Here is an 11,039-nt window from a genome sequence, read left to right on the forward strand (position 1 = left end):
GGGGTGGCGGCGGGCAGGGCAAGCTGCACCGGCGGCGGCGGGGGCGGCGGCGGCACGGGCAGGCTGGCCAGCGGCGCCGGCGCCGGGACCGCAGCGGCCTCCGCGCCGGCAGCCGGGGCCTCGGCCGGCGCGGCCGGCTCGGTCCGCGCCACCTGCACCGGCGGCGGCAGGCGCGGCAGCAGGGCGACCGTCACGCTCTCCCCTTCCGGCACATCCTCCGCGCGGGCGGCGAACAAGGCGGGCGGGCCGGCATAGGCGATGGCCGCCGGGGCGCGCCGCTCCGCCTCGTTCAGCCGCAGGAACTGGGTCGGCTGCATCGGCTCCAGCGAGAGGTGGCGCTGGGCGACGGCGCGCAGCCTTTCCGGCTCGTTCAGCCAGGCCCATTCCGCGGCAAGCGCCTGGGTGCGCTCATTCGCCGCATCGATCTCGCGGGCGATGCTGCGCAGCTCGCGGTCCAGCAGCGCCGCCTCGTGCTTCGTCGAGTAGAGGTGCAGCCCTGCGAGCGCCGCGGCGAGGAAGCCGGCGATGTTGAGCGGTCGGAAGATCATGCGGCGTCCCGTTCTGGGGGCAGGTGTTCCGGAGGCAGGCGGTGGGCGGGCAGGCGTTCCAGGGCGCGCAGCCTGGCGCTCCGGGCCCGGGGGTTGGCAGCGGTCTCGGCGTTGCCCGGGCGCAGTGCCCGCGGCGTCAGCAGGCGGTATTCCGCCGGCGCGGCAGGGCCCGCAAGGGCCCCGGGATCGTGGCGGGAGGCGCCGCCGGCGCGCCCGGCGCGCGCCGCCATGAAGCGCTTGACGATCCGGTCCTCCAGCGAATGGAAGGCGACGACGACCAGCCGCCCGCCCGGGGCGAGGAGCTGCGCCGCCGCCTCCAGCCCGCGCTCCACCTCGCCCAGCTCGTCATTCACCGCGATGCGCAGCGCCTGGAAGCTGCGCGTCGCGCGGTCGATGCCCGAAGGGTCGCGCGGCGTCACGGCGCGGATCAGCTCGGCGAGCCGGAAGGTGGTCGTGATCGGCGCCGCGCGCCGGGCGGCGACGATGGCGCGGGCGATCCGACGGGCGTGGCGCTCCTCGCCCAGCGAGAAGAGCATATCCGCGAGCTCCGACTCCGGCAGGGTATTCACAAGGTCTGCCGCGGACTTCCCGGCTTTCTCCATGCGCATGTCAAGCGGCCCGTCGGCGCGGAAGGAAAAGCCGCGCGCCGCCTCGTCGAGCTGGAAGGAGGAGACGCCGAGATCGAGCACCACCCCATCCAGCCGGGCGATGCCGGCGCGCTGCATGAGTCCGAGCAGGTCGCCGAACCGCCCTTCCAGCAAATGAATGCGGCCGGGGAAGCGGGCGGCCAGCGCGGCGCCGCGGGCGATCGCCTCCGGGTCGCGGTCGATGGCGTAGAGGGTGCAGGCGGCGGCCGCGAGGATGGCGCCGGCATAGCCGCCGCCGCCGAAGGTGCCGTCGGCATAGGTGGCGCCATCGCGCGGGGCGAGGGTCGCCAGCACCTCCGCCAGCATCACCGGCAGATGGCCTTCAGAGGCTGCGGGCGGCGTGGTCATACGTCACCCCTATCATCCAGCGCGTCCAGCCGCGCCTCCTCCTCGGCGAAGGCGGCGCTGTTCCAGATCTCGAAGAAGGCGCCGCGGCCGGCGAATTGGATCTCGCCATCCAGCCGCGCCTTCTCGACCAGCGGGCCGGGCATGACGACGCGGCCTTCCGTATCCGGCCGCAGGGTGTGGACGCGGCCGAGCAGCTTGCGGCTGATGCTCTGATATTCGGCGGAAAGCTTCGACAGCCCGGCGGTTCGGCGTTCAAACTCCGCCATGTAGTCGGGCTTGGGCCAGACCTCGAGGCAGGGCAGGAAGCGGGAGCTGCGCAGGATGACGTCCTCCGCGCCGAGGCGGTTGAGCGTGGCGCGGAAGGCGGCCGGCACGGAGATGCGGCCCTTCTTCGCGTCGAAGCTCCCCGGAAATGTCCCCGCGAAATCGGACATCGCCCTGCAACCGTCCCCCCGGCAATGGCGAGCCCCACCTGATCAGCGGGCCGGCGGGGCCCCCCGACCCCACCGGCTCGCCCGACCATCCCGTCCCGGGACCGCTCGCCCCCCCGAGCGTCTGGCCCCTGCCGGCCGGGATAAGATGGGAATACCCGGGAATGTGCGGGAAAGCAAGGGCGAATACCAATCCACAGTGCGAAACGTCCTGCCGAATTGCTGTGCTTCCAGAGGCTTGCCGGAAAAAGCCGCACCTCTTTCCAAGAACTTGGTCGCGATGCCGGGCACGGATGCCACAAAGACATGGTTTGTTCTTTTCGCAGGCCGCGGCCCGGCGGGGTCCCAGGGGAGATCCGGGAGGAGGGCGGCGGGGAGAGAGGGCGCCAGGCGGCCTGTAAGCCGGGTTCTGTCCATCCCCGAGGGGATGGGACGACCATTCCTCTATCGCCCGCCTTGCGGCAGGGCTCTCGCGGCCAACCCGGGTGGCGGGGCGGGAATGCCCTTGCGTCACGCGCCCGGAGGCGCGCCGCCGGCCACCCCTATTCGGCCTTGCTCCCGGTGGGGTTTGCCATGCCGGGACCGTTGCCGGCCCCGCGGTGCGCTCTTACCGCACCCTTTCACCCTTGCCCGGGGCGGCGAACCGGCCCGGGCGGTCTGCTCTCTGTGGCACTTTCCCTGAGGTCGCCCTCGCCGGTGGTTAACCGGCACCGTATTCCCGTGGAGCCCGGACTTTCCTCCGGCCCGGGCCTTGCGGCCCCGGCCGGCGGCCGTCCGGCCGCCTGGCGCGGCGGGCCTATGCGCCCGGGGGTGCGCCTGCGTCAACCAGCGCGGCGTGCAGGGCGGCGAGCCTGGCCATGGTGCCGGGATCCGCCTTTCCGTCCACCAGGGCAGGCCGCCAATGCCGCTGGAAGGCGGTGAGCAGCACGGGCAGCGGCAGGTCGGTGCGGTAGCCGATGGCGCCGAGCAGGGCGAGCGCCTGCTCGGCCGGCGGAGCGGGCGCGGCCGCCGGGCCGGGCCAGAGGCCGACGCCATTGGCCGCCAGCCCTTCCCAATCGAATTTCTCCCCCGGATCCTGCTTGCGGTCCGGCGCCACATCGCTGTGGGCCACCACGTTCCAGGGCGGGATCGGGTGGCGGGAGAGGATGTCCAGGCAGAGATCGCAGACCGCGGCCATCTGCAGCGCCGGGAAGTCCCGGTAGCCCCATTCATGGCCGGGGTTGACGATCTCGATGCCGATGCTGCGGCCGTTGAGCTGCTGCTGGCCGCGCCATTCGGAGATGCCGGCATGCCAGGCGCGGCGATGCTCCGGCACCAGGGCGAAGACGGTGCCGTCCTCCTCCACCAGGTAATGGGCGGAGACCTGGGCGGCGGGGTCGCAGAGCCGGGCCAGGGCCGCGGCGCCGCTCTGCATGCCGGTATAGTGCAGCACCAGCGTATCGACCGGGGTGCCGGCAGGGCGGGCGTCGTGATTGGGGCTGGGCGCCGGGCGCAGCAGCGCCGGGGCGGTCAGGGGGGCAGCCAGGGGGCCGGCCGGGGGGGCGGGGCGGGAGGGCGTGGCGCCGCTCATGCCCGGCGCTCGTGCCGGCGGTCCCCGCCGCCTGCCCGGCCGGCCGGCAAACCCGCGCCCTGAGGCAGGGCGGGCCTCACGGCTGCCGCTCCCGCTCGATGCGGTCCCCACCGCCGGCGCAGCGGGCGGGCGGAGCCATGGCCTGGGACCGCGGGACGGGAGTCACAGCTTCCGCTCCCGCTTGATCCGGTCCCAGGCGGCGTTGATTTCCGCCACCTTCTCCGTCGCGCGGCGGACGAATTCCTGCGGCACGCCGCGCGCCGCCAGGCTGTCCGGATGGTTCTCCCGCATCAGCTTGCGCCAGGCCTGGCGCACCGTGTCATCCGTCGCCTCCTTCGGCACGCCGAGAATGGCGTAGGGGTCCGGCCCCGCCTCTGCCGTCGCGCCGGGCGGGCGCTGGCCGTCCCGCGCCCGCTCCCAGGCCGGGGCATCCAGCCCGAAGCCGAGCTGGACACGCTGCAGGAAGGCCACCTCCGGCTTGGTCAGCGGGCCGTCGGCGCGGGCGATCTGGAAGAAGGCGGCCAGCACATCCTCCAGCATGCCCTTGTTGTCGGCGAAGGCCCGGCCCAGCCCTTCCGCGAAGGGGGCGAAATCATCCTGGCTGTCCCGCGCCTGGTCGAAAAGCTGGCCGACCTCGCGCAGGCTTTCCGGCGGAATGCGGAACAGCCGCTTGAAGGCGTCGATCTCCTCCCGCTTCACCGCGCCGTCGCATTTCGCCAGCTTGGCCGCCAGCACCACCACCGAAATGGCGAAGAGCTGTTCCCGGGAGCCGAGCAGGGCGGCCATATCCGCCGCCTGCCGGGCAGCGGAGCGGCCGAGCACCCCGGCGAAGGGGTTGGCGCGGCCCTGGTCCGCGGCATGGCCCAGCGCGGCGCCCACCACGGCGCCGAGCGGGCCCCCGGTGACGAAGCCCGCCACCCCTCCGATCACCTTGCCCCAGAAGCTCATGCGGCAGGCTTACCATGGCGGCCGGCTGCGCTACCATCCGAGGGGCCCAGGGGAAATGAGGGCCAAGGGATGAGGGCCAAGGAAAGGAAACGCCATGCCACTCGAGCTCCGCCCGTTGCACCCGCTCTTCGTCGCCGAGGCGCGCGGCCTCGACCTCTCGCGGCCGCTGGCGGCGGCGGAGCTGGCGGCGGTGACCGCCGCCATGGACAAGTATGCGGTGCTGGTGTTTCCCGGGCAGCGGCTGAGCGAGACGGAACAGACCGCCTTCGCCGGGCAATTCGGGCCGCTGAACCCCGGCCTCAAGAAGATGGGCCGGCAGCAGGAGCGGCTGCAGGAATACCGGGCGATCGACATCTCCAACCTCGGCGAGGACGGCAAGCCGCTGCCGCGGGACAGCAAGAAGGTGATCGGCAGCCTCGCCAACCAGCTCTGGCATTCGGACAGCAGCTTCCAGGCGCCGGCGGTCAGCTATTCCATGCTGCATGCGCTGCGCCTGCCGAGCTGGGGCGGCGACACCGAATTCTGCGATCTGCGCGCCGCCTGGGACGCGCTGCCGGCGCGGCTGCAGGCGCAGGTCGCGGGGTTGGCGGCGGAGCATTTCGCGCTGCATTCGCGCATGACGCTGCTGGGCGACGACCAGTACACGCCGGAACAGCAGGCGGCGTTGCCGCCGGTGGTCTGGCCGCTGAAGCGGGTGCATCCGGGCAGCGGGCGCACCGCGCTGTTCGTCGGCGTGCATGCGCGGAAGGTCCTCGGCATGGGGGTGGCGGAGGGAAAGATGCTGCTGCTGGATCTGCTGGAGCACGCCACCCAGCCGCAATTCCGCTGGACCCATCGGTGGAATGTGGGCGACCTGGTGATGTGGGACAACCGCTGCACCCTGCATCGCGGCCGGGCCTATGACCTGGACGAGGCACGGGAGCTGCGGCGCACCACCACCGATGAGGTGCCGGTGGGGGCGACGCCTTCCGGATGGGCGCAGGCGGCGGAGTAGACCCCCACGAAGCCGCTGCGCGGCTCCTCGGGGGCCCGGAGTCGCTGGGCGGGCGGCGGCTCGCACCGCCTGCCGCGACGAAGCCGCGGCAGGGCAACGGGCGACGCTGGAGCGGGATCGGCTGAGCTTCGCTCATCCGTCCCGCTCCAGCTCATTGTCTGGTCGCGTGATTCAGGGCTTCGGTCGATTCGACCCCAACCGATCACGCTCTAGGCGGCGAGGCGCTTCGCCATGAACACGGCGATGCCGCGGCCGGGGAATTCCTCCCGCGTCGTCACCGCGTAGCCCAGCCGCTCATACAGCGCGATATTGGCGGTGAAGGCGGCGTTGGTGAGGAGGCGGGTCTCGCCGCGGCCGGCAGTGCGGGCCAGCGCCTCGGCATGCGCCAGCAGGGCGGAGCCATGGCCCTTGCCCTGCCGCGCCGGCGCCACGGCGACATTCTCGATCCAGAGATGGTCCTCGCGCAGGACGGTCTCGATCAGGGCGAGCAACTCGCCCTCCTGGTCCAGGAGGTCGATGCGGTGGGCCTGGACCGCTTCCTCGTAATCGGCGGTCATCGGCGCCGGTTCGCGGCCGATGAGCGGGACCCATTTGGCATAGGCGGCGCGCGTCAGCGCGCGGATGGCGGGGACATCGGCAAGGGTGGCGGCACGGAGGGCCATGGCTTGTGTCCTTTCCGGCCGGCAGCGCACATGAAAAACCCTGCCGACCGCATGGGTGGGCAGGGTTGCCGGAGAAGCTCTGGCAGGGGGGGAGTTCTAGCCTCCCCAGACCCCATGCCCAGGCCGCCAGGCAGCGTGCCGCACCTTCAGGGTGCGGCGGCGTCGCAGCAGGCGGGCCGGGAGGCTCAGGGTCATGCCGACGATGGGGCCAGGACGGGCAGGAAGAGTCAAGGGTGGAATGGCTTCATAGCGCCGCCTGGAGCCCTGCTGCGGCTTCGCCGCGGCAGGCTGTGCGAGGCGCCGATCCCGGCGCGAGCGACGTCCCGGGGCCCCCATGGCGTCGCGCAGCGACGTCATGGGGAAGAGTCAAACCGTCGTGGCCGCCCGCGCCGCCTGGTCGTAGAAGCCGGAGAGGCTCCGCAGCAGCGCCGCCGCGTCGGAGAGCTTCGCCGCCTCCGGCCCCGCATCGCGCACCGCGCGCGCCAGCAGCGCCTCCCGCAGCTCCGCATAGCGGGTGCAGAGCGCGGCGCCTGCTTCCGTCACCGCCACCAGCTTCTCCTTCCCCGCCCGGCTGGTCCGCACCAGCCCCGCCGCTTCCAGCTTGCGGATGGCGTAGGTGGCGATGTGCGTGTCCTCGATGGCCAGGGCCAGCAGGATCTCCGCCTGCCGCTTCGGCCGGCCGCGATGGTGCACCGTGTGCAGGATCAGCACCTCGGTGGGCGAAAGCCCCGGCGCACCGGCCGCCGCGGCGCACAACACCATCCAGCGCTGGAAGGCGTGCCCGGCCAGGATCAGCCCATACTCCACCTCCGACAGCGCCGGCGAAGCACCGGCGGCGAGATGGGCGGAGGAGACGATGGCATTTGGCGCGCTCTGCGCGACCGGCTTGGGCATGGACCGATTGTTGACGAAATACTGATAAATCGTCAATGATTTCTCTGAAAGAGGCCGGGTCTTGCGCCCGCCGCCTCCTATGGTCATCACGCATTCGGCAGGAGAGCGGGCGATGGGTGCAGGCTGGCAATTCTGGATCGACCGCGGCGGCACCTTCACCGATATCGTGGCGCGTGACCCGGAAGGGCGGCTTTCCACCGCCAAGCTGCTCTCCGAGAATCCCGGCCGCTACCGCGATGCGGCGGTGGCCGGCATCCGCCAGATGCTGGGCCTGGCGCCCGATGCGCCGATCCCGCCCGGCACCATCGACGCCGTGAAGATGGGCACCACCGTTGCCACCAACGCCCTGCTGGAAAGGAAGGGCGAGCGGGTGCTGCTGCTGGTGAACCAGGGTTTTGCGGATATGCTCCGCATCGGCAACCAGGCCCGCCCGCGCCTCTTCGACCTGAATGTGAAGCTGCCCGACCTGCTGCATGAGCGTGTCGCAGAGATCGGCGGCCGCGTCGCGGTGGATGGCACGGAGCTGGCGCCGTTGGATGAGGCGGCGGCGAAGGCGGCGCTGGCGGCGGCCCATGCCGATGGCATCCGCGCCGTCGCCATCGTGCTGATGCATGCCTGGGCCTGGCCGGCGCATGAGAAGCGGCTGGGGGAGCTGGCGCGGGAGGCAGGCTTCACCCAAATCAGCCTCTCCCACCAGGCCTCGCCTTTGCCGCGCATCGTGCCGCGCGGGGACACCACGGTGGTGGATGCCTATCTCTCGCCGATTCTGCGCCGCTATGTGGAGCAGGTGGCCGGCGAGTTGAACGCCGGCCGATCGGCCGACGCCGCAGGCGGCGGGCGTGAATCGGCCGGCCAGAATTTGGTCCGATCGGCCGACGCCGCAGGCGGCGGGCGTGAATCGGCCGGCCAGAATGCCGTCCGCCTCTACTTCATGCAGTCCAATGGCGGGCTGGCGGAGGCGGGCAGCTTCCAGGGCAAGGACGCCATCCTCAGCGGCCCCGCCGGCGGCATCGTCGGCGCGGCGCGCACCGCCGGCATGGCCGGGTTCGACCGCATCATCGGCTTCGACATGGGCGGCACCTCGACGGATGTGGCGCTCTATGCCGGCGAGTTCGAGCGGGCCTTCGAGACGCTGGTGGCCGGCGTGCGCATGCGGGCGCCGATGATGGCGATCAACACCGTGGCTGCGGGCGGCGGCTCCATCCTGCATTTCGACGGCGCCCGCTACCGGGTGGGGCCGGATTCCGCCGGCGCGGTGCCGGGCCCGGCCTGCTATCGCCGCGGCGGGCCGCTGGCGGTGACGGACGCCAATGTCATGGTCGGCAAGATCCAGCCGAAGCATTTCCCGGCCGTCTTCGGCCCGAACGGCAACGAGCCTTTGGACGCCGGGGTGGTGCGCGAGAAATTCGCCGCCCTGGCGCAGGAGATCGAGCAGGCGACCGGCACGAAGCAGGACCCGCGCGCGGTGGCGGAAGGCTTCCTGCGCGTGGCCGTTGCCAACATGGCCAATGCCATCAAGCAGGTCTCCATCCAGAAGGGCCACGACGTCACCCGTACCGCGCTGCAATGCTTCGGCGGGGCGGGCGGCCAGCATGCCTGCCTGGTGGCGGACCAGCTCGGCATGGAGACGGTGTTCATCCACCCCTTCGCCGGCGTGCTCAGCGCCTATGGCATGGGGCTTGCCGACCAGACGGTGATCCGCGAAGGCGCGGTGGAGCAGCCGCTCGCCCCGGACGCCATGGCCGGCCTCGCCGCCCAGCTCGACACGCTGGCGGCGGAGGGCAGGGCGGAGCTGTTGAAGCAGGGCGCGCCCGCGGAGCGCATCGCCGCCGCGCGGCGCCTGCATCTGCGCTATGCCGGCACGGACAGCTTCCTGCCCGTCGCCTTCGGCGAGCATGCCGTCGTGGTGGCGGCCTTCACCGCCGCGCATCGCCAGCGCTTCGGCTTCGCCACGCCGGAACGTCCCATCATCGTCGAAGCCTGCATCGCCGAGGTCACGGCCGCCGGCGAGGCGGTGGAGGAAGCGCAGCTCGCCCCCCGCCCGGCGGGCGAGGCGGTGCCGGTGCTGGACAGCATCGCCCTCTACACCGAGGGCGCCGAGCACCAGGCCCCCGTCTATGACCGGGAAGCGCTCCGCGCCGGCGACCGCCTGCCCGGCCCCGCCCTGATCCGCGAGGCCAACGCCACCACCGTGGTGGAACCCGGCTGGACCGCCGAGGTGACCGCGCTGAACCACCTAGTGCTGCGTCGGACGGAAGCCCGCGCCGCCGCCCGCGTGGCGGACACCGGAAAGCCCGACCCGGTGATGCTGGAGCTGTTCAACAACCTCTTCATGTCCATCGCCGAGCAGACCGGCGCGGTGCTGCAGAACACGTCCTTGAGCGTGAACATCAAGGAGCGGCTGGATTTCTCCTGCGCGATCTTCGACAGCACCGGCGGCCTCGTGGCCAACGCCCCGCATGTGCCGGTGCATCTCGGCGCGATGGGAGAGAGCGTCCGCACCGTCATCCGGCTGCGTGGCGAAACCCTGCGGCCCGGTGACGTGGTGGCGCTGAACAACCCCTATAACGGCGGCACGCATCTGCCGGATGTCACCGTCATCACCCCTGTCTTCGACGAGGCGGGGGCAGAAATCCTGTTCTTCCTCGGCAGCCGCGGGCATCATGCGGATATCGGCGGCCTCACCCCCGGCTCCACGCCCCCCATCTCCCGCACCCTGGAGGAGGAAGGCGTCGTCATCGACAATTTCCTGCTGGTGGAACAGGGACGGTTCCGGGAGGCCGAGTTCCGTGCCTTGCTGGCCGGCGCCCAATACCCGGCCCGCTCGCCGGATGTGAATGTCGCGGACATCAAGGCGCAGATCGCCGCCAACGAGAAAGGCGTGCAGGAATTGCAGCGCGCCGTCCGCGAATTCGGCCTGGACACCGTGCGGGCCTATATGCGGCATGTGATGGACAATGCCGAGGAAAGCGTCCGCCAGGTGCTGGAGAAGCTGCCGGACGGCGCTTTCGAGACCACCATCGACGATGGCGCGCCCCTGAAGGTCGCGGTGCGGGTGGACCGGGCCGCCCGCCGCGCTGTCATCGACTTCACCGGCACCGGGCCGCAGCGGCCTTCCAACTTCAACGCCCCGGCCGCGGTCTGCCGTGCCGTCGTGCTCTATTGCTTCCGCGCCCTGGTCGGGGAGGAGATTCCGCTGAATGATGGCTGCCTGAAGCCGCTGGAGATCGTGGTGCCGGAGGGCACCTTCCTCTCCCCCCGCCCCGGCGCCGCGGTGGTGGCGGGCAATACGGAAGTCAGCCAGATGACCTGCAACGCGCTGCTCGCCGCTCTCGGCGCCTGCGCTTCCGCCCAGGCCACGATGAACAACGTTATTTTCGGAGACGCAACCTATCAGTATTACGAGACGGTGTGCGGCGGCGTCGGGGCCGGCCCGGGATTCGACGGCTGGGGGCCGGTGCAGACCCATATGACCAATACGCGGATGACCGATCCGGAAATCCTCGAACTGCGCTACCCGGTGCGGCTGGAGGAATTCTCCATCCGCCGCGGCTCCGGCGGCGCCGGGGAGTGGCGCGGCGGGGATGGCGCCCGCCGCCGCATCCGCTTCCTCCGCCCGATGCAGGCGATCGTCGTCGCCTCCCGCCGTAATGTTGCGCCGCACGGGCTGCTGGGTGGCGCCGATGGTGCCCCCGGCCGGCAATGGGTGGACCGCGCCGACGGCAGCGTCACGCCGATGCCCGGCAATACCGGCAGCGCCGATCTGCTGCCGGGCGATGTGCTGGTGGTGGAGACGCCCGGCGGCGGCGGATGGGGGAAGGCGGCTTGAGGAGAGGCTGCGCCAGGTCAGCAGGAGCGGAACGGCGGGGAAGTATGGGGGCTCTGCCCCCAAACCCGCGCCGGTGGCTGCCGGCCTTGCCGGCAGCCACCTCCCCGGACCCCGCTGTGAATCGGCAGGTTGAACCCACCGGTCCAGGACTCGGAACGGGGTCCGGGA

General features: G+C 71.8%; 9 protein-coding genes and 1 other RNA gene. 2 read left to right on the forward strand and 8 right to left on the reverse strand.

What is annotated here, in order from left to right; all coding sequences use genetic code 11:
• The 6 genes from ftsL to E5N76_RS27435 form a co-directional block, all read right to left on the reverse strand.
• The coding region (gene ftsL, locus E5N76_RS27410) for a cell division protein FtsL (RefSeq protein ID WP_457852686.1) at nucleotides 1-548 on the reverse strand (548 nt) is incomplete at its 3' end.
• Nucleotides 545-1,543, reverse strand: a complete 999-nt coding sequence (rsmH, locus tag E5N76_RS27415; RefSeq protein WP_149541165.1) for a 16S rRNA (cytosine(1402)-N(4))-methyltransferase RsmH — start codon at nucleotides 1,541-1,543, stop codon at nucleotides 545-547. The genes ftsL and rsmH, both read right to left, overlap by 4 nt.
• Entirely contained in the window at nucleotides 1,540-1,977 is a 438-nt protein-coding gene (locus E5N76_RS27420) for a division/cell wall cluster transcriptional repressor MraZ (RefSeq protein WP_149541166.1), read from the reverse strand. The genes rsmH and E5N76_RS27420 overlap by 4 nt, the downstream gene beginning before the upstream one ends.
• A gap of 379 nt (nucleotides 1,978-2,356) precedes the next feature.
• Nucleotides 2,357-2,760: RNase P RNA component class A (rnpB, locus tag E5N76_RS27425), an RNA gene on the reverse strand.
• 10 nt (nucleotides 2,761-2,770) lie between these two features.
• Entirely contained in the window at nucleotides 2,771-3,544 is a 774-nt protein-coding gene (locus tag E5N76_RS27430) for an N-acetylmuramoyl-L-alanine amidase (protein ID WP_149541167.1), read from the reverse strand.
• A gap of 162 nt (nucleotides 3,545-3,706) precedes the next feature.
• A complete protein-coding gene (locus E5N76_RS27435) occupies nucleotides 3,707-4,492 on the reverse strand; it encodes a TerB family tellurite resistance protein (RefSeq protein ID WP_149541168.1) in 786 nt (261 codons plus the stop codon).
• 94 nt (nucleotides 4,493-4,586) lie between these two features.
• Between E5N76_RS27435 and E5N76_RS27440 the strand changes: the two genes are divergently transcribed.
• Nucleotides 4,587-5,486 carry a TauD/TfdA dioxygenase family protein gene (locus E5N76_RS27440; RefSeq protein WP_149541169.1) on the forward strand — a complete coding sequence of 300 codons (900 nt, stop codon included), beginning with the start codon at nucleotides 4,587-4,589 and terminating at the stop codon, nucleotides 5,484-5,486.
• Nucleotides 5,487-5,695: 209 nt separating this feature from the next.
• Here the strand turns inward: E5N76_RS27440 and E5N76_RS27445 are convergent, their stop codons facing one another.
• Nucleotides 5,696-6,148, reverse strand: a complete 453-nt coding sequence (locus tag E5N76_RS27445; RefSeq protein ID WP_149541170.1) for a GNAT family N-acetyltransferase — start codon at nucleotides 6,146-6,148, stop codon at nucleotides 5,696-5,698.
• Between the two features lie 366 nt (nucleotides 6,149-6,514).
• Nucleotides 6,515-7,042, reverse strand: coding sequence for a winged helix DNA-binding protein (locus tag E5N76_RS27450; protein WP_149541171.1), 528 nt, complete (start codon nucleotides 7,040-7,042; stop codon nucleotides 6,515-6,517).
• 112 nt (nucleotides 7,043-7,154) lie between these two features.
• Between E5N76_RS27450 and E5N76_RS27455 the strand changes: the two genes are divergently transcribed.
• Nucleotides 7,155-10,871, forward strand: coding sequence for a hydantoinase B/oxoprolinase family protein (locus E5N76_RS27455; protein WP_207792132.1), 3,717 nt, complete (start codon nucleotides 7,155-7,157; stop codon nucleotides 10,869-10,871).
• The last annotated feature ends 168 nt before the right edge of the window (nucleotides 10,872-11,039 follow it).

Source organism: Siccirubricoccus phaeus, assembly GCF_008360935.1.
GTDB lineage: Bacteria > Pseudomonadota > Alphaproteobacteria > Acetobacterales > Acetobacteraceae > Siccirubricoccus > Siccirubricoccus phaeus.

What these genes read in the sequence shown, in the direction of transcription:
- rsmH (WP_149541165.1), bottom strand. Translation starts at nt 1,543, where the DNA reads ATGACCACGCCGCCCGCAGCCTCTGAAGGCCATCTGCCGGTGATGCTG.
- E5N76_RS27420 (WP_149541166.1), bottom strand. Translation starts at nt 1,977, where the DNA reads ATGTCCGATTTCGCGGGGACATTTCCGGGGAGCTTCGACGCGAAGAAG.
- E5N76_RS27430 (WP_149541167.1), bottom strand. Translation starts at nt 3,544, where the DNA reads ATGAGCGGCGCCACGCCCTCCCGCCCCGCCCCCCCGGCCGGCCCCCTG.
- E5N76_RS27435 (WP_149541168.1), bottom strand. Translation starts at nt 4,492, where the DNA reads ATGAGCTTCTGGGGCAAGGTGATCGGAGGGGTGGCGGGCTTCGTCACC.
- E5N76_RS27440 (WP_149541169.1), top strand. Translation starts at nt 4,587, where the DNA reads ATGCCACTCGAGCTCCGCCCGTTGCACCCGCTCTTCGTCGCCGAGGCG.
- E5N76_RS27445 (WP_149541170.1), bottom strand. Translation starts at nt 6,148, where the DNA reads ATGGCCCTCCGTGCCGCCACCCTTGCCGATGTCCCCGCCATCCGCGCG.
- E5N76_RS27450 (WP_149541171.1), bottom strand. Translation starts at nt 7,042, where the DNA reads ATGCCCAAGCCGGTCGCGCAGAGCGCGCCAAATGCCATCGTCTCCTCC.
- E5N76_RS27455 (WP_207792132.1), top strand. Translation starts at nt 7,155, where the DNA reads ATGGGTGCAGGCTGGCAATTCTGGATCGACCGCGGCGGCACCTTCACC.